This is a genomic window from Aestuariimicrobium soli, assembly GCF_051192575.1.
GTDB classification, from domain to species: Bacteria; Actinomycetota; Actinomycetes; order Propionibacteriales; family Propionibacteriaceae; genus Aestuariimicrobium; species Aestuariimicrobium soli.
Genome location: NZ_JBPJSQ010000011.1, coordinates 107,299 through 125,828, shown reverse-complemented (window position 1 = coordinate 125,828; position 18,530 = coordinate 107,299). Strand labels below are relative to the sequence as shown.

General features: G+C 71.2%; 14 protein-coding genes. 12 read left to right on the top strand and 2 right to left on the bottom strand.

Annotated elements, in window-relative coordinates:
* Positions 1-97: 97 nt before the first annotated feature.
* The 7 genes from ACSDQ9_RS12720 (at position 98) to ACSDQ9_RS12690 (ending at position 9,135) form a co-directional block, all read left to right on the top strand.
* On the top strand, positions 98-805 hold the full coding sequence (locus ACSDQ9_RS12720; RefSeq protein WP_435147584.1) for an SDR family oxidoreductase: 708 nt from the start codon (positions 98-100) through the stop codon (positions 803-805).
* A 121-nt stretch (positions 806-926) separates the two neighbouring features.
* On the top strand, positions 927-1,952 hold the full coding sequence (locus ACSDQ9_RS12715; protein WP_435147583.1) for an ABC transporter permease: 1,026 nt from the start codon (positions 927-929) through the stop codon (positions 1,950-1,952).
* Positions 1,949-2,956, top strand: a complete 1,008-nt coding sequence (locus ACSDQ9_RS12710; protein ID WP_435147581.1) for an ABC transporter permease — start codon at positions 1,949-1,951, stop codon at positions 2,954-2,956. Before ACSDQ9_RS12715 ends, ACSDQ9_RS12710 begins: the two co-directional genes overlap by 4 nt.
* A 118-nt stretch (positions 2,957-3,074) precedes the next feature.
* Positions 3,075-4,781, top strand: coding sequence for an ABC transporter substrate-binding protein (locus ACSDQ9_RS12705; RefSeq protein WP_435147579.1), 1,707 nt, complete (start codon positions 3,075-3,077; stop codon positions 4,779-4,781).
* A 44-nt stretch (positions 4,782-4,825) separates the two neighbouring features.
* Positions 4,826-6,517 carry a dipeptide ABC transporter ATP-binding protein gene (locus ACSDQ9_RS12700; protein ID WP_435147577.1) on the top strand — a complete coding sequence of 564 codons (1,692 nt, stop codon included), beginning with the start codon at positions 4,826-4,828 and terminating at the stop codon, positions 6,515-6,517.
* A gap of 31 nt (positions 6,518-6,548) precedes the next feature.
* Complete coding sequence (locus ACSDQ9_RS12695; RefSeq protein ID WP_435147575.1) at positions 6,549-8,327, top strand: acetyl/propionyl/methylcrotonyl-CoA carboxylase subunit alpha; 1,779 nt, start codon at positions 6,549-6,551, stop codon at positions 8,325-8,327.
* A 127-nt stretch (positions 8,328-8,454) separates the two neighbouring features.
* Complete coding sequence (locus ACSDQ9_RS12690) at positions 8,455-9,135, top strand: hypothetical protein (RefSeq protein WP_435147573.1); 681 nt, start codon at positions 8,455-8,457, stop codon at positions 9,133-9,135.
* Positions 9,136-9,152: 17 nt separating this feature from the next.
* Here ACSDQ9_RS12690 and ACSDQ9_RS12685 read toward each other — a convergent pair whose 3' ends face one another.
* Positions 9,153-10,592 carry an NAD(P)H-quinone dehydrogenase gene (locus ACSDQ9_RS12685; protein WP_435147571.1) on the bottom strand — a complete coding sequence of 480 codons (1,440 nt, stop codon included), beginning with the start codon at positions 10,590-10,592 and terminating at the stop codon, positions 9,153-9,155.
* An 88-nt stretch (positions 10,593-10,680) separates the two neighbouring features.
* On the opposite strand from ACSDQ9_RS12685, the gene ACSDQ9_RS12680 reads away from it, so the two are divergent.
* The 5 genes from ACSDQ9_RS12680 (at position 10,681) to ACSDQ9_RS12660 (ending at position 16,642) form a co-directional block, all read left to right on the top strand.
* On the top strand, positions 10,681-11,499 hold the full coding sequence (locus tag ACSDQ9_RS12680) for a purine-nucleoside phosphorylase (protein WP_435147877.1): 819 nt from the start codon (positions 10,681-10,683) through the stop codon (positions 11,497-11,499).
* A 32-nt stretch (positions 11,500-11,531) separates the two neighbouring features.
* Positions 11,532-13,184 carry a phospho-sugar mutase gene (locus ACSDQ9_RS12675; protein WP_435147569.1) on the top strand — a complete coding sequence of 551 codons (1,653 nt, stop codon included), beginning with the start codon at positions 11,532-11,534 and terminating at the stop codon, positions 13,182-13,184.
* Between the two features lie 73 nt (positions 13,185-13,257).
* Complete coding sequence (locus tag ACSDQ9_RS12670) at positions 13,258-15,090, top strand: DUF2207 domain-containing protein (protein WP_435147567.1); 1,833 nt, start codon at positions 13,258-13,260, stop codon at positions 15,088-15,090.
* The gene (locus ACSDQ9_RS12665) at positions 15,087-15,671 is read left to right on the top strand and encodes a uridine kinase family protein (RefSeq protein ID WP_435147565.1); all 585 of its coding nucleotides are present in this window, start codon (positions 15,087-15,089) and stop codon (positions 15,669-15,671) included. The genes ACSDQ9_RS12670 and ACSDQ9_RS12665 overlap by 4 nt, the downstream gene beginning before the upstream one ends.
* The gene (locus tag ACSDQ9_RS12660) at positions 15,668-16,642 is read left to right on the top strand and encodes a CPBP family intramembrane glutamic endopeptidase (protein WP_435147564.1); all 975 of its coding nucleotides are present in this window, start codon (positions 15,668-15,670) and stop codon (positions 16,640-16,642) included. The genes ACSDQ9_RS12665 and ACSDQ9_RS12660 overlap by 4 nt, the downstream gene beginning before the upstream one ends.
* Here the strand turns inward: ACSDQ9_RS12660 and metG are convergent.
* Positions 16,609-18,393, bottom strand: coding sequence for a methionine--tRNA ligase (gene metG, locus ACSDQ9_RS12655; RefSeq protein ID WP_435147562.1), 1,785 nt, complete (start codon positions 18,391-18,393; stop codon positions 16,609-16,611). The genes ACSDQ9_RS12660 and metG overlap by 34 nt on opposite strands.
* Positions 18,394-18,530: the final 137 nt, after the last annotated feature.

Genomic DNA, 18,530 nt, shown 5'->3' with positions numbered 1-18,530 from the left:
CAGGTTCGGCCCATGGGCGGTAGTTTCGGATCGCAGAGACTCGAGGTGGCTCCCAGCCGCCACTGTCCAACCCGCCACCCCACCCCAGGAGTATCCCGTGCCCGACCGCCCCGTCGCCCTCGTCACCGGCGGCACCCGCGGCATCGGCCGCGCCATCGTCGCCGACCTCGCCCGTGACCACGACGTACTCGTCGGCGGCCGCGATCCGGGGGCCGTGCGGGCGGTGGTCGCCCAGACCCCCGGCGCCTCCGGCTTCGTCTGCGACGTGGCCGACGCCGATGCGGTGGCCGCCGCCGTCGCCGACCTCGAGCGGCTCGACCTGCTGGTGCACTCGGCCGGCATCGCCGAGGGCGGCACCCTCGCCGAGACCCCGCGGGAGACCTGGCAGAGGCTGTTCGAGGTCAACGTGGTGGCCGTCGCCGACCTGACTCGACAGCTGCTCCCGCAGCTGCGCGCCAGCCGTGAGCGCACCGGGCGGCAGGGTCAGGTGGTGATGCTCAACTCGGGCGCCGGCTTCACCGCGGGCCCGGGTGGCGGGCCGTACGCCGCCTCGAAGTTCGCGCTGCGGGCCCTCACCGACGCCCTCCGGGAAGAGGAGCGAGGGCTCGTCCGAGTGACCTCGATCCACCCCGGCCGCACCGATTCCGACATGCAGCGGCAGCTGCAGTCGGCCATGGGGCGCGCCTACGATGCCGAGGAGCACCTCACCCCGGCCGCCGTCGCCGAGACCGTCAGGCTGGCCGTCGACCTTCCCGAGAACGCGATGCTGGAGTCGCTCTCGATCCGACCGGTCTTCAAGGGCTGAGCGCCGCTTCCGCTCTCGGCGGAACGTGAAATTATCGTCACCATAACGCCACGTTTTGCCAAAGCGTGGCGAAGGGGTCCATGCTCGATGGGCAACCAACGCCTGGATCTTTGGAGGGGTCGTGTCACTCGAACGCTCGGACGAGGTGGTGGAGATCCCCTCCGCCACCCGCGCCAGCGACGGCGTGTGGCGACGACTGCGTCGCGACCGGTTCGCGATGATCGGCGGCATCCTCGTGGTCGCCTACCTGCTGGTGGCCCTGGCCGCCCCGCTGATCACTCGCCTCGCCGGGGTCGACCCTTACACCTATGACCTGTCGGCGCTCGACGGTCGCGGCGCCCCGGCCGGCGGCTGGGGCGGCATCTCGTCCGAGCACTGGTTCGGCGTGCAACCCCTCACCGGCCGAGACATGTTCGCCATCGTCGTGGTCGGCTCGCGCGCCTCGCTGGTGGTGGGCATCGGCGCCACCGCACTGTCGGTCGCGATCGGCACGGTGCTCGGGCTGCTGGCTGGCTACTTCGGCGGCGTCGTCGACTGGATCATCGCCCGCGGCGTCGACGTGCTGATCGGCCTGCCCGCCCTCATCTTCATGATCGCCGTGGGCGCCGTCGCCCCGAGCTGGCTGCCCCGGCTGCTGCTGCTGGTCGTGATCATCGGCTTCTTCGGGTGGACGAGCATCGCCCGCGTCGTCCGCGGGCAGGTGATGACACTGCGCTCGTCCGGGTTCGTGCGGGCCTCGCGCGCGCTGGGCGCGAGCCACACCCAGATCATCTTCCGGCACCTGCTGCCGAACCTGGCGGCCACCATCGTGGTCTTCGCGACCATCGCCATCCCCGGAGCCATCGGCGCCGAGGCGGCCCTGAGCTTCCTCGGGGTCGGCGTGCCCCCGCCCACCCCCAGCTGGGGCCGCTCGATCGGCGACGCGGTCACCTGGTTCTCGGTCGACCCGATGTATCTCGTCTTCCCCGGCCTGGCCCTGTTCGTGCTGACGCTGGCCTTCAACGCCTTCGGTGACGGACTGCGCGACGCGCTCGACCCGCGCACCGCCCAGCTGCGCACCTCCCGCCGCCGCCGCGTGACCGGCGGGCGTCGCACCCCCACCACCCCCACCAGCACCGGCACCGCACCCAGGGAGGTGACCCCGTGAAGCTCGCCCGGTTCCTGCTGCTGCGCGTGGCCACGCTGGTGTTCGTGCTGCTGGTCGTCTCGCTGCTCACCTATGCGATCTTCGTGCTGCTGCCCGCCGACCCGGCCCAACTGGCCTGCGGCAAGCCCTGCACCCCCGAGCGGCTGCAGACGGCCCGCGAGTTCATGCAGCTCGACAAGCCGTGGTTCCAGCAGTGGTTCGACTTCGTGCGCGGCATCTTCACCGGCCGCACCTTCGGCACCGGCGCCGCCCAGTTCACCTGCCCGGCCCCCTGCCTGGGCTACTCGTTCCGGCTGAACACCCCGGTCACCGAACTGATTCTCGGACGATTCCCGGTGACGGCCTCGATCGCGCTGGGAGCCGCCGTGCTCTGGCTGCTCGCGGGCGTCGCCAGCGGTGTGGTCGCCGCCATCCGCCGCGGTACCTGGCTCGACCGCACCCTGATGGTGGGCGCCATCACCGGCGTCTCGGCCCCCAGCTACCTGGTGGGACTGCTGGCGATCCTGCTGTTCGGGTTCACCCTCGACATGGTGCCCGTCAACGGCTACGTGCCGTTCCGCGAGTCACCCGTCGACTGGGCCTGGCACCTGGTGCTCCCGTGGGTGGTGCTCGCCCTGCTCAACGCGGCCATCTACACCCGGCTGACCCGCGCCCAGATGCTCGAGGCACTCTCGTCCGACTACGTGCGCACCGCCCGGGCGAAGGGCATCACCGAACGTCAGGTGGTCACCCGGCACGCGCTGCGCAATGTCGCCATTCCGATCACGACCCTGTTCGCCCTCGATCTGGGCGGTCTGCTGGGTGGCGCGGTGATCACCGAGCGGGTCTTCTCGATCGCCGGTCTCGGCGCCCTGTTGATGGATGCCGTCGGGTCGACCGACGTGCCGCTGCTCGTCGGGGTGACGGTCTTCACCGCGGCCATCATCGTGGTCGCCAACCTGCTGGTCGACATCGTCTACACGGTGCTCGACCCGCGCGTGCGGGTCGCGAGGTCACGCGCATGACCACCGACCCTCGTCATCCCCCGCGCACCTGCCTGCCCTGTCGATGTCGGTGACCCTCTCCCCCCTCCCCCTCGACACCCCACTCCTGTTTCACACTCATCACCCCAAGGAAACGCTCATGACTCTGCAGACCACCCGCATCAGCCGCCGCTCGCTCGCCCTCGGCATCCCGCTCGCCGGGCTCGCCACCGCGCTGGTCGGCTGCAATGCCAACAACCCCAAGCCGGGTGAGACCGCCGCCGCCACCTCGTCCGCGAGCGCCGCCAAGGGCGGCACCCTGCGCATCCTCACCGGCGCGACGTCGGTCAACTGGGATCCCGCCATCAGCCAGGGCCTGGCCATCACCTCGTTGGGGCTCGTCCAGCGCCGCCTGACCGCGTGGAAGATCGGCGCCGAGGGCACCTCGGTGGTCGTCCCCGACCTCGCCACCGACACCGGCACCGCCTCGGACGACGGCCTGACCTGGACGTTCACCCTCAAGGACGGCGTCAAGTTCGAGGACGGAACCGCCATCACCTCGGCCGACGTGAAGTACTCGGTGGAGCGCTCGTTCGCCCCGCAGTTGTCGGGCGGTCTCGGCTACCACAAGGGCCTGCTGGTCGGCGGCTCCGAGTACTCCGGCCCCTACGAGGGCAAGGAGCTGGCCTCCATCGCGACCCCCGACGAGAAGACCATCGTGTTCACGCTCACCAGCGCCTACGGTGACTGGCCGTGGATCGTCTCGATGCCCGCGTTCAGCGCCGTGCCGAAGGCGAAGGACAACGTCAAGACCTACACCACCACCCCGGTGGCGTCGGGCCCCTACCGCGTCGAGAAGACCGTCGAGGGCACCTCGATCACCCTGGCCCGCAACGAGCACTGGGACCCCGCCACCGATGAGGCCCGCACCGGCGGACCCGACCAGGTGATCTTCGAGCTGGGTCAGGATGCCACCGTCGCCGCCCAGCGGCTGATCGCCGACTCCGGCAACGACCAGTTCGCCTTCGGCGCCAGCTTCGTGCCGGCCGCCCAGTTGGCGCAGGTGCAGTCGACCTCCGCCAAGGACCGCCTGGTCACCTCGGGGCCGGGAGCACTCGCCTACCTGGCCATCAACACCCAGGCCCCCGGGCTGGACGACGTCAACGTGCGCAAGGCGATCAGCCTGGCCGTCGACCGCAACGCCTACCGCGTGGCCGTCGGTGGCGAGATCGCCGGTGACTTCGCCGACACCCTGATCACCCCCGGCATCCCCGGGCGCGTGGAGTACGCCTCGCTGCTCAAGGACGTCGATCCCGCCGGTGACGTGGAGCAGGCCAAGAAGCTGCTCACCGACGCCTCGTGGGTTGGCCGCGCGCTCAAGCTCGCCGTCGGCGATGACGCGGTCAGCTCCACCCAGGCGCAGGCCATTCAGCAGGGCCTGCAGCGCGCCGGGCTGAAGGTGACCATCGTTCCGTTGGCCAGCGACGTGCTCACCGAGGCCACCACCCAGGGCGACGGCAGCAAGTACGACCTCACCCTGAGCTCGTGGCAGCCCGACTTCCCGAGCGCGAACGGCAACATCCAGCCGCTGTTCGCCTCCGACCAGATCGGCAAGGGCGGGTACAACCTTGCCCGCTACTCCAACCCCAAGGCCGACGAGCTGATCAAGAAGGCGACCGCGACCACCGACCCGACCGAGGCCGGCAAGCTGTGGGCCCAGGCCGACGAGCTGATCAACGCCGACGCCCCCGTCGTGCCGCTGATCTACACGAAGAACTCGTTCCTGCACGGGTCGAAGGTGCTGGGCTTCGCGATTCCGGCGTTCCCCGCCTACCCGAACTACCTGACGGTCTCGCTGGCCCAGTGATTCCAACCAATCAGTGATCCCGACCAAGCAGTGACGAGCAACCCGTGACGACACCCACGCCACCCCCGACCCCGGACCGCCTCCTGGCCGTCCGGGGGCTCGAGGTCGCCTTCGACGACCACCCCGCCGTGCGTGGGGTGGACTGGGACCTGCGCCCGGGCCGGATCACGGCCCTGGTCGGGGAGTCGGGGTCGGGCAAGTCCGTCAGTGCGATGGCGGTGCTCGGGCTGTTGCCCGGCACCGCCGTCGTCGACGGGTCGATCGTGCTCACCGACCGCGACGGCCACGAGACCGAACTGGTGGGTGCCCACCCCGACACGGTGCGCCGGGTGCGTGGGGCGGTCTTCTCGCTGGTCTCGCAGGAGCCGATGAGCGCCTGGAACCCGGTGCTGACCATCGGTGCCCAGGTGGCCGAGGCGGTGCAGGCGCACCGGGGCAACCACGTTCGGCCCGCCCGCCAGCTGCGCAGCGCCGTGGCCGACCTGCTCACGGAGGCAGGGCTCAGTGATCCTCACCGGATCGCCGCCTCGTACCCCCATCAACTCTCCGGCGGCCAGTTGCAGCGCGCGCTGATCGCCATGGCCCTCGCGCAGGATCCGGTGGCGATCATCGCGGACGAGCCCACCACCGCCCTCGACGTGACGGTGCAGGCCGGCATCCTCGACCTGCTGCGCCGCCTGCGATCCGACCGGGGCACCGCCGTGCTGCTGATCACCCACGACATGGGCGTGGTCGCCGACCTGGCCGACGACGTCGTCGTGATGCAGCAGGGACGCGTGGTCGAGCGCGCCGAAGTCGGCGACCTGTTCGACCACCCCCAGCACTCCTACACCCGCGAGCTGCTCGCCGCCGTGCCCAGGCTCGACCCCGAGGCCGCGCACCACAGCGGCCAAGCGTCGGCGCACGGTTCGTCCGCGCCGACCCCCACGGTGAGACTGGAGTCGGTGGGTGTCGTGCACCCCGGTCGCCGCGGTGCGCCCGCGGTGGTCGCCGCCGACGACGTCTCGCTGACCATCGCCCCCGGCGAGGTGCTGGGGCTGGTGGGCGAGTCCGGGTCGGGCAAGTCCACCCTGGCCCAGGTCGTCGGGGGTCTGCTGACCCCGACCAGCGGCCGGGTGCTGGTCGACGACGTCGACCTCGCCCGCGCCGACCGCGGCCAGCGCGCCGAGCGGCGCCGCACCACCGGGATCGTCTTCCAGGACCCTGCCTCCACCCTCAACCCTCGCTGGTCGGTCGGACGATCGGTGGCCGAGCCGCTGCGCCTGCACAGCGACCTCGACGACCGGGCCCAGCGCCGCCGCGTGGGCGAGCTGCTCGAGCGGGTACGGCTGTCGTCCGATCTCGCCCGCCGCTACCCCCACGAACTGTCGGGCGGTCAGCGCCAGCGGGTCGCCATCGCCCGCGCCGTCGCGCTCTCCCCCCGCCTGTTGATCGCGGACGAACCCACCTCGGCGCTCGACGTCTCGGTGCAGGCCAGCGTGCTCGACCTGCTCGAGGAGTTGCAGGCCGACCTCGGCTTCGCCTGCCTGTTCGTCTCGCACAACTTGGCCGTCGTCGAGCGGGTCGCCGACACGGTTGCCGTCATGAAGGCCGGGGTCATCGTCGAGCACGACACGGCCGAGAACGTGCTGCGCCGACCGCAGCACCCCTACACCCGCGATCTGGTGGCCGCGGCCCCGGTGCCCGACCCGGAACTGCAGCGCCAACGGCGGTTGGCCCGCACGGGTGGGCGCTAGAGTCCGAGACGCGTCGACGAGGGAGGCTGCCGTGCCCACGATCACCAAGGTGTTGGTCGCCAACCGCGGTGAGATCGCGGTGCGCATTCTGCAGGCTGCCGCCGACGCCGGCATCGCCTCGGTGGCGGTCCACTCCGCCGAGGACGCCGATGCCCTGTTCGTGCAGCGGGCCGACGAGGCCTTCTTCCTCGGCGCCACCACCGCCGAGGGACCAGCGGAAGGGGCCGGGGCCTATCTGAACATCCCCGCCCTGCTCGAGGTGGCCCGCCGGTCGGGGGCCGACGCGGTGCACCCCGGCTACGGCTTCCTCGCCGAGAACGCCGACTTCGCCCGCGCCGTGATCGACGCCGGATTGATCTGGATCGGCCCGCCTCCCGAGGCGATCGAGCTGCTGGGCGACAAGGTCAGCGCCCGCCACCTCGCCCGCAGCGTGGGCGCACCGCTCGTGCCCGGCACCGACGGTCCGGTCGGCGAGGTCGCCGAGGTGGTCGCGTTCGCCGAGCGGCACGGCCTGCCGATCGCCATCAAGGCCGCCTTCGGCGGTGGCGGACGAGGGCTGAAGGTGGCCCGCACCCTCGACGAGGTGCCCGAGCTGTTCGCCTCGGCCACCCGCGAGGCGATCGCCGCCTTCGGTCGCGGCGAGTGCTTCGTCGAGCGCTACCTCGACCGCCCCCGCCACGTCGAGACCCAGTGCCTGGCCGACGCCCACGGCACCGTGGTGGTCGTCTCGACCCGCGACTGTTCTCTGCAGCGGCGCCACCAGAAGGTGGTCGAGGAGGCCCCCGCACCCTTCCTGACCGAGGCGCAGGTCGAGACGCTGTACGCGTCGTCCAAGGCCATCCTGCGGGCGGCGGGCTACGTCGGCGCCGGCACCTGCGAGTTCCTGGTGGGCCGCGACGGCACGCTCAGCTTTCTCGAGGTGAACACCCGCCTGCAGGTCGAGCACCCCGTCTCGGAGGAGGTGACGGGCCTCGACCTCGTGCGCGAGATGTTCCGCCTCGCCGAGGGCGAACCGCTGGGATACGGCGACCCCGACGTGCGCGGCCACGCCCTCGAGTTCCGCATCAACGCCGAGGACGCCGCCCGTCGTTTCGTGCCCACGCCCGGCACATTGACGGCGTGGCGGGTGCCCACCGGCCCGGGGGTGCGCGTGGACGAGGGCTACCACGCCGGCATGACCGTGCCCGACGCCTTCGACTCGCTGATCGCCAAGCTGATCGTGCGCGGCGCCGACCGGGCCCAGGCCCTCGCCCGGGCCCGCCGGGCGCTGGCCGAGCTGGTCGTCGAGGGGCTGCCGACGGTGGTCAACTTCCACCGCCTCGTGGTCGACGACCCCGCCTTCACCGCCGCCGACGGCACCTTCGGCGTGCACACCGGCTGGATCGAGAACGAGTTCGCCACGCCCGTGCCACCCTTCGCCGGCACCCCGGGTGCGCCGCCGACCCCGGAGCCTCGCCGCGAGGTGGTCGTCGAGGTGAACGGACGACGCCTGCGGGTCTCGCTGCCGGCGTCCTTCGGCGGGGCCGGGGTCGGGGGCGGCACGACTCGTCCCGACGGCGCCCGGTCACGACGGGATCGGCGCCGACCGGGGCCGGAGGCCGTGGTGGCGCCCATGCCGGGAACGGTCGTGACGGTGGTCGCGGCTGACGGTGACCGGGTCGCAGAGGGCGACCGGGTGGCCGTGCTCGAGGCCATGAAGATGGAGAACGTCGTCACCGCCCACCGTGCGGGGGTGGTGCGGTCGGTGACGGTCGTGCCCGGCCAGATGGTGGCCGCGGGCGAGGCGCTGTGCGCGATCGTGGACGCCTGAGGGCCCTCCGCAGCAGATCCTTCAATTCTCAAGTTTCCGCTCAGCAACATGAGAATTCCCGCAAATGGTTCTCAGGAACCTGCCGTGGGATTGAGGCTCACCCCTCGGGGTGATCAGACTGGCAGGCGTGCTGTATTGGCTGATGGGTCTCGGAGTGGTCGCGTTGTGCGCCCTTCTGCTCGTCACCCACCTGCACGACCGCGCCGAAACCAAGGCTCTGGCCTCGTCCCATCATGAGGTGGACGAACTGCGCCGCGCCTGCGAGGACGATGTCGCCCTGCTCGGCGCCGACGTGCGCCGCCACGCCCCGCTCGACGATCTGGGTGAGCTGACCGACGATGCCTGGCGGCAGGCACGCGACCTGCAGGGCCGGGCCCGCGACCTGCTGCGGCAGGCCACCAGCCCGCACCAGTTCGAGCAGGTGACGGCCCACCTCGCCCAGGCCCGCCAATGCCTCGCCGACGTGCAGGCCCTGGTGCTCGACGACGAGGCCCCCGAGGCTCGTCCGTGCTGTTTCTTCAACCCGAACCACGGCCCGGCCGACACCACCACCGAGTGGCCCACCGCCACCGGCACCGTGACGCTGCCCTGCTGTGAGGCCGACGCCCGCCGCGTCGCCAGCGGCGCCGACCCCTATGCGCGCACGTGGCCGGTCGGTGACGACCGGGTGGTGTGGTGGCTGGCCGGCGAGGCGGCGCAGCCCTGGGCCCGCGGCTGGTTCGGCGCCTGGCGCGGGACTCCCCCGTGGCAGGCGATGAGCAGGGTCGCCCCGGTGCTGGAGCCCGCCCTGCAGACCGACGCCGCCTGAGGCCAGCCTCGGCTGACTCAGTGCTTGCGCTGGCCTGTCTGCTGACCGCGAATGTGCAGCTGACGCGCCGCCTCGGCGATCGACCCCGACAGTGACGGGTAGACGGTGAAGTCGTTGGCGAACTCGTCGACGGTGATCTTCTCAGAGACCGCCAGCGCGATCGAGTGGATCAGCTCCGACGCCTTGGGCGCCACCACCACTCCCCCGACGATGATGCCGGTGACGGGCAGGCAGAAGATCTTCACGAATCCGTCGTGGAAGCCCTGCATCTTGGCGCGTGGGTTCGAGGCCAGGGGCAGCAGCAGCGGCTGCGCCAGCGACTCACCGGAGTCGACGAGGCGCTGGGTCACGCCCACCGTGGCGATCTCGGGAGCGGTGAAGACATTGGACGACACCTGCTCCAGCTGCAGCGGACCGACCGCATCGCCCAGCGCGTGCCACATGGCGATCCGGCCCTGCATGGCCGCCACCGAGGCGAGCGCGAAGACGCCGGTGCAGTCACCGGCCGCGTAGACGCCGCGGGCGGTGGTGCGGGACACCTTGTCGACCACGACGTGACCCGAGGGCGCGAGTTCGACCCCCGCCTCGGCCAGACCGATGCCCTCGGTGTTGGGGATCGCACCGACCGCCATCAGGCAGTGCGACCCGCGCACCTCGCGTCCGTCCTCAAGGGTGACGACGACCTTCTCCTCCTCGGGGGCGTCGTCGTCGACGCGGGCGCCCGTGGCACGCGACCGCGACAGCACCTGCATGCCCCGCCGCTCGAACACGTTCTGCAGCACCTCGGCCGCATCGGAGTCCTCGCCCGGCAGCACGCGATCGCGCGAACTGACCAGCACCACGTCGACGCCGAGGGCGTCGTAGGCGTTGGCGAACTCGGCGCCGGTGACACCCGAGCCCACCACGATCAGGCGGGCCGGCAGCGCGGTCAGGTTGTAGACCTGCTTCCAGTTGAGGATGCGTTCGCCGTCGCAGACAGCCGTCGGCAGTTCACGGGGTGTGGTGCCGGTGGCCACCAGGGTGATGTCGGCGTGCAGGCGCTCCTCGGTGCCGTCGGAGTGGGTGACCAGCACCGCCGAGGTGCCGTCGAGTCGTCCGCTGCCGGTGATCACGCGCACCCCGGCGGAGTTGAGCTTGACGCCGATGTCGTGCGACTGGGCGTGGGCCAGGTCGAGCACACGCCGGTTGACCTTGGCCAGGTCGACGTGCACCGAGCTGGCGACCGACGAGTCGTCGCCGGTCTCCCAGATCTTGAGGCCGAGTTCGGCGGAGTTCTCGATGGTCGACATCACCTCAGAGGTGGCGATCAGCGTCTTTGAGGGCACGCAGTCGGTCAGCACCGCGGCGCCACCGGGGCCCTCCCGTTCGACGAGCGTGACCTGCCCGCCCAGTTGGGCGCCCACCAGGGCCGCCTCGTAGCCGCCGGGCCCGCCACCGAGAATCACCACATCCGTCACGGCTTCATCTTGTCAGACTTCCGCGCGGGCGCCTTCGCCCTAGAGTGGCCCCGTGACTGAGACCGCAGCCCCGACCGAGACCGCAGCCCTGACCGAGACCGCGGTCGACTTCTCCGACCCGACTGCTCTCGCCGCACGCGCCGCCACGCACGTGCGCCAGGCCGCCGGCATCGAGCGCATCGACCTGGCCCTCGTGCTGGGTTCCGGCTGGAACCAGGGTGCCGACCAGCTGGGCGAGACCATCGCCGACCTGCCGCTGGACGAGGTGCCCGGCTTCGCCAAGCCGGTGGTCGCCGGCCACGGCGGGGCGCTGAAGATCGTGCGGGCCGCCACCGGCAAGGTCGCGATGGTGCTCACCGGCCGCACCCATCTCTACGAGGGACGAGGCGTCGAGCCCGTCGTCCACGGGGTGCGCACCGCCGCCGCGCTGGGCGCCGAGACGATCGTGCTCACCAATGGCTGCGGCGGCCTCAACCCCGACTGGGCGCCCGGCACGCCGGTGCTGATCGCCGACCACATCAACCTCACCGGCGAGACCCCGCTGCGGGGCGCCACCTTCATCGACATGTCCACCACCTACACCCCCGCCCTGCTCGACCGGGTGGCCGAGGTGGCCCCCGACCTCGACCGCGGCGTCTACGTGCAGTTCCGCGGTCCCCAGTACGAGACCCCGGCCGAGGTGCGCATGGCCGCGGCCATCGGCGGCACGCTGGTGGGCATGTCGACGGCACTCGAGGCGATCGCCGCCCGCGAGGCGGGCCTGCAGGTGCTGGGCATCTCGCTGGTCACCAACGCCGCCGCCGGGGTCACCTCGGCTCCGCTCGACCACCACGAGGTGATCGAGGCCGGACGAGCCGCCGGCCCCCGTCTGGCCCAGCTGCTGCACGACGTGCTGGGGGTGCTGTGATGCCCGATCACGGAAGTCTCGACGCCGACCCCATGACCGCTGAACTCAGGGCCGCCGCCGAGGCCTGGGCCTCGCAGGACCCCGACGCCGCCACCAGTCAGGCGCTGGCCGATCTGGTCGAGCGGGCCGAGGGCGGCGACGAGGCCGCGCTGGCCGAACTCACCGACGCCTTCGCCGGCCCGCTCACGTTCGGCACCGCGGGCCTGCGGGCGGCGCTGGGCCCCGGCCCCGGCCGCATGAACCGGGTGGTGGTCTCGCAGGCCGCCGCCGGTTTCGCCGCCTGGCTGAGCGCGAACGGGCACGCCGGTGGCCGGGTGCTGATCGGCTACGACGCCCGCTACAACTCCGACGTCTTCGCCCGCGACACCGCCGAGATCATGGCGGCCGCCGGCTTCGAGGCCTGGCTGACCGACCAGTCGACGCCCACCCCGGTGGTCGCGTTCGGCATCGGCGAGTTCGACTGCGTCGCCGCCGTCGTGGTCACGGCCAGCCACAACCCGCCCGCCGACAACGGCTACAAGGTCTACCTCGGCGACGGCTCGCAGATCGTGCCGCCGACCGACGCCGAGATCGCCGCCCTCATCGCCGAGGTGGCGGCTCGTCCGCTGGCCGAGATTCCCCGCTCGGAGCACTACACCGTGGTGGGCGACGAGCTGGTCACCGCCTACGTGCGCCGGGCGGCCGAGCTGGTGGGTGCCGACGCCCCCCGCGACCTGCGCTGGGTCTACACCGCCATGCATGGGGTCGGTGCCCGGGTGGTCGACCGCGTCGTCGAGGCCGCCGGCCTGCCTGCGGGCATCGCCGTCGCCCAGCAGATCGACCCCGACCCCGCGTTCCCGACGGTCGCCTTCCCCAACCCCGAGGAACCGGGAGCCATCGACCTGGCGATCGCGTTGGCGCAGGAGCAGGGTGCCGACCTGGTGGTCGCCAACGATCCCGACGCCGATCGCTGCGCCGTCGCCGCCGTCATCGACGGCCGCTGGCGCATGCTCACCGGCGACGAGCTGGGCTCGCTGCTCGGCGACGATGCCCTGCGTCGGGGTGTGCCCGGTGTGTACGCCTGCTCGGTGGTCTCCTCGACCCTGCTGGGCCGCATGGCCGCCGCCCACGGGCAGCCCCACCAGTCGACCCTGACCGGTTTCAAGTGGATCGGACGAGTGCCTGGTCTCGCGTTCGGCTACGAAGAGGCGATCGGCTACTGCACCGACCCCGGGCGGGTGCCCGACAAGGACGGCATCACCGCCCTGGTCAACGTGCTCCGGCTGGCCGCCGCCCTGAAGGCCGAGGGGCGAACCGTGGCCGACCGATTGGACGAGATCGCGGTCACCCACGGTCTGCACCTGACGGGCCAGCTGTCGGTGCGGGTCGCCGATCTGGGCATCATCGCCGAGGCCATGGCCCGACTGCGCGGGAATCCTCCGGCCACCCTGTTGGGCGAGCCGGTCGTCGTCCGCGACCTGCTCGAGGCCACGGACAACCTGCCCGCCACCGACGCCATCGAGCTCACCGGCGAGCGCCTGCACGTGGTGGCTCGTCCGTCGGGCACCGAGCCCAAGTTGAAGTGCTACCTCGAGGTGCGGGCGACGGCCGACGAGACCGCCGGCGACCTGGCCGGCACCCGGGAGCGACTGGTGGCCGACCTGGCCGGCCTGCGCGACGAGATGGCGTCGGCTCTGGGTGTGTGAGTTTCTGGGTGTGTGAGTTTCTGGGTGTCTGAGGTGTTGGGGGTCTGAGACGTCGGCTCACTAGTCTGGGGGCATGAAGAGGCTGCTCTCCCTGCTCGGCGCGCTGCTCCTGTCCGTCGCGATGGTCATGCTGGCCGCGCCACGGGCGATGGCCGATGACGACGAGACGCCGTCGTCCTGGAATGTCAGTCGCTATGACGTGACCGCCGACGTGCAGGCCGACGGCACCACCAAGGTGACGGTCGACCTCGACTTCGACTTCTCCGACGACGAGGGCCACGGCCCCTTCGTCACCCTGGTGACGAAGATGCGCGTGCCCGACGACCCCGACAAGTGGCGGGTGATCGACGTCGATCTTGACTCCGTCACCTCGTCCACCGGGGCCAACACCGCCGTCAAGATCACGTCCCGGTCGCAGGGCAAGGTGATTCGCATCGGCTCGGAGGGCCGCACCTTCACCGGCAAGCAGAACTACCGCATCACCTACACCGCCCGGGGCATCGTCAACCCGAAGGCCCCCGGGTCGGGCCTCGACGAGTTCAACTGGAACGTCGTCTTCGCCGACCAGGTGCCGATCAACAACCTGACCGTGAAGGTCACCGGTCCCGCGGCGACCAGCAAGACCGCCTGCTTCGAGGGACGCTCGATGACGGTGGCTTGTGAGGCGTCGTCGGCCGGGTCGCGCAGCACCACCTTCCACGCCGACCGGCTCACGAAGGGTCAGGGCATGCAGGTGGTCTCCGGCTTCCCCGCCGGCACCTTCCCCGGCGTGCAGCCGATCTACACCAAGCGCGTGCACCCCGGGAACATGTTCCCCACCGAGCCGGCCCCGCTGATCGGCGGCGGACTCGCCGCGGCGCTGGGCATCGGCCTCGTGGGCACCATGGTGGCCCGCCGGGGCCGCGACCAGAGCTACATCGGGCTGGCCCCGGGCATGGTGCCCGTGGCCGGCGGCGACGAGCGGGTGGGCTACGCCGGACGACGCGAGATCCCCGTGCAGTTCACTCCCCCGCGCGGCATCGCCCCCGGTGAGATCGGCGTGCTGATCGACGAGCGGGCCGACAGCCGTGACGTGACCGCCGGCATTCTCGACCTGGCCGTGCGCGGACACCTGCAGATTCGTCCCGACCCCGAACGACCGAAGAACTTCACGCTGGCCCGGGCCGTCAACCCCCCGGACGACGACCTGCGCGGCTACGAGAAGCAACTGCTGGCCCGGGTGTTCGGCAACCAGCTGGAGGTCACCAACCATGACCTGGCCGACAAGGACAACTCGTCGATCCTGCGGCTGGGCAAGCCCGAACTCGAGCAGCGCGTGGTCTCGTTGGGCTGGTTCAAGCGCAAGCCCAGCGTGACCCGCTCCGCGGCGCTCATGCTCGGTGCCGTCGTGACCCTGGCGGGGCTCGGCGGGGCGTTCGTGCTCGGCCAGTTCGGGTGGGGTTGGATCGGCATCGGGGTGGCGCTCGCCGGCCTCGTGCTGCTCGCGCTCCACGGCCGGATGCCCGCCCGCACCGCCGTCGGTTCCGCGGCCCTGGCCCAGGCCATCGGCTTCCGCACCTACCTGGCGACCGCCGAGGCCGACCAGATCAAGTTCGAGGAGGGCATCGACGTCTTCTCGCGCTACCTGCCCTATGCCACCGTCTTCGGGGTCGCCGACCGGTGGGTCAAGGTCTTCCAGCAGCTCGAGGCCAGCGGGCGCTACCACCCCGACACCACCTGGTACGGGGGCGGGTACTACTGGGGCACCCAGTACGCCTTCGCCCAGTCCGTCGACGCCATGACCGGGGCGATGACCTCGTCGCTGCAGTCGGCGGTGTCGGCGGCCAGCGCGTCGTCCGGTTCCGGCGGCGGTTCGGGCTTCTCCGGTGGTGGCGGTGTCGGCGGTGGCTCGGTCGGTGGCTGGTGAGCCGATCCGTCATCCTGGTCGCGGGGCCGTCGGGTTCGGGCAAGTCGCGGTTGGCCGGTCGACTCGGTCTGCCGCAGCTCAGGCTCGATGACTTCTACCGTGACGACACCCACCCCGGCATGCCCCGCACCCTGGGCATCATCGACTGGGACCACCCCGACTCCTGGGACTGTGACGCGGCCGTCGCGGCGTTGCGCGAGATTCTCGAGGTCGGACGAGCCGTCATTCCCCACTACGAGATCAGCCAGAACCGCGCCGTCGGCACCCAGGTGTTCGACCTGGGCGATGCGCCGGCGGTGATCTGCGAGGGCATCTTCGCCCCCCTGCTGCTGGCACCGCTGCGGGCGGCCGAGGTCAACGTCGACGCCATCTGGCTCGACCGGCCCAGGCTGTTCAACTTCTCCCGCCGACTGCGCCGTGACCTGGCCGAGCACCGCAAACCACCGGGGGTGCTGGTGCGGCGCGGGTTGGCCCTGATGCGGCAGGAGCCCCACCTGCGGCGGGAGGCGCTGCAGCGGGGCTTTCGTCCGTTGGGCATGCGACGGGCGCTGACCCGCATCGCGAGCATGATGACGAGGTGACCACCGACACCCTGCGGGGCGCCCTCGACGGCCGACCCCTGCGCGCCGACGGGCTGACCCACGACCAACCGGGCACGTTGTCGACGCTGAGCACGCACCTGCGCTGGGTCTCGTTCGTGGTGGCGCTGGTGATCGGGCTGGCGCTGGGCGGCGGGCTGTCGATGCTCGCACCCGAGGGCGACGCCCGGACGACGGTGGCCGCGCTCGGCCAACTGGTCGGCTCGATCGGTGGATACGTGGCCATGCTGGCCTTCGAGCGCCGGCTGGCCCACCCGTTCGAGCTGCGCGGTCGACGCGGTCTGCACGGTGCCTGGGTGGGGCTGGCCGTCGGAGCCGTGCTCATGCTGGTGTGCACCGGCGTGCTCACCGTCGCCGGCCTGCGGGTCTTCGAGGGCACCAATCCCGACGTGCACGGGCTCGGCTGGCAACTGCTCCAGGTGGGCCTGATCGCGGGGGTCTCCGAGGAGATCATCTTCCGCGGGGTCATCTACCGGCTCATCGAGCGCGGGCTGGGCACCTGGTGGGCGATGGCCATCTCGGGTGTCATCTTCGGCGCCGCCCACCTCGCCAACCCCGAGGGCACGTGGTGGGGTGCGCTCGCGATCGCCATCGAGGCCGGGCTGATGTTCGCCGTGCTGTACGCCATCACCCGCAACCTGGTGCTGATGATGGGCATTCACGCCGCCTGGAACGTCGTGCAGGGGCCGCTGCTCGGCTCGGTCGTCTCGGGCACCGCCACCGAGGGCAACGGACTGCTCCGCAGCCATCCGCACGGCCCCACCCTGCTCTCGGGGGGCACGTTCGGCATCGAGGCGAGCCTGATCACCGTCGTGCTGCTCAGCGTGGTCACCGTGGTGGGTGCCCGCTGGCTGCACCGCCACGGACGAGTCGTCGCCCCCGCCCGGGTGCGGAACGCTCGGGCGGAGGAGGCCGAGGCTCAGCCGATCGGCGCCCAGTCCGGGCCGGTCTGACCCAGGGCCTCGTCCAGCTTCGCGAACAGCGGGCTCGGCTTGGCCAGCGGTCGTCCGACCTCGATGGGGCGGGACTCCCACACGGCCTGCTGGGCGGTGTAGTCGCCCGTCAGCACCGGGTAGGTGATCTCGCCCTCGGTGACCTCGACGAGGTCGGGCTGGGCGGCCCAGACGCCGGTGCCGCCGAGCGCCTCGTGGATCTTCTGGGCGGCGTGCGGCAGGAACGGGGTGAGCAGGGTGTTGGCGTCCTGCACCACCTGCAGCGCCACGTGCAGCACGGTGTCGCGGCGGGTCGGGTCGTCCTTCAGCTTCCACGGCTCCTGGTCGGAGAGGTAGCGGTTGGCGAGCGAGACGATGCGCATGGCCTCGGTGATGGCCGCCTTGAACTTGGCGCCGGCCAGCAGGTCGCCGACCGTCGTGAAGGCATCCTTCGAGGCCGCCAGCAGGGCGAGGTCGTCGTCCGTGGGGTCGGTGAGGGCGGGAATGGCGCCGACGTTCTTGTGGGCCATCGAGATGGAGCGGTTCACCAGGTTGCCCCACTCGTTGGCGAGCTCGAAGTTGGTGCGGCGCACGAACTCCTCCCAGGTGAAGTCGGTGTCCTGGTTCTCGGGGCCGGCGACCGCGATGAAGTAGCGCAGGGCGTCGGGGCCGAAGTCGCGCAGGAACTCACGCACGTAGATCGCGCCACCGCGGCTCGAGGCCACCTTGGAGCCCTTCATGGTGAGGAACTCGCTCGACACGATCTCGGTGGGCAGGTCGAGGGTGCCCAGCGCGGACGACGGTTCGCCGCCCTTGGCCCCCTCACCGTTGACGCCGAGGAGGATGCCGGGCCAAATGACGGAGTGGAAGACGATGTTGTCCTTGCCCATGAAGTAGTAGCTCTTGGCCTGCTCGTCGTGCCAGAACGTCTTCCAGGCGTCGGGGTCACCGGAACGCTTGGCCCACTCCACCGAGGCGGACAGGTAGCCGATGACGGCGTCGAACCAGACGTAGATGCGCTTCATCTGGTTGGTCTCCCAACCCTCGACGGGGATGGGCACCCCCCAGTCGAGGTCGCGGGTGATGGCGCGCGGACGCAGGTCCTTGAGCAGGTTGTGGCTGAACCGCAGCACGTTGGGGCGCCAATCAGTGCGGGTCTCGAGCCAGCGGCCGAGTTCCTCGGCCAGAGCGGGCAGGTCGAGGAAGAAGTGCTCGGTCTCGACGAACTCGGGGGTCTCGCCGTTGATGCGGCTCTTCGGGTGCAGCAGGTCGATCGGGTCGAGCTGGTTGCCGCAGTTGTCGCACTGGTCACCGCGGGCACCGTCGAAGCCACAGATCGGGCAGGTGCCCTCGATGAAGCGGTCGGGCAGGGTGCGCCCGGTCGACGGCGAGAGGGCCCCCATCTGGGTCTGCTTCACCACATAGCCGTTGGCGTACAGCGTGCGGAAGACCTCCTGCACCACCTCGTAGTGGTTGGCGGTGGTGGTGCGGGTGTAGAGGTCGTAGGTGAGGCCCAGACCCTGCAGATCTTCGGCGATGATGCGGTGGTACTTGTCGGCCGTCTCGCGGGCGGTGGCGCCCTCTTGGTCGGCCTTCACCTGGATCGCGGTGCCGTGCTCGTCGGTGCCCGAGACCATCAGCACGTTGTGGCCCGCCATGCGCATGTACCTGCTGAACACGTCGGAGGGCACGCCAAAACCGGAGACGTGACCGATGTGACGGGGGCCATTGGCATAGGGCCAGGCCACGGCAGCAAGGATGTTGGCACACATGCGGGCCAGCCTATCGCCCGGCAGACGGTGCCCTCGCCGCGGTCAACCCGACCGAACCAGCGCCCCAGCCCCGCTGATCGAGTAGGAGCGAGCAACGAGCTCCCCGGCCCCGCTGATCGAGTAGGAGCGAGGAACGA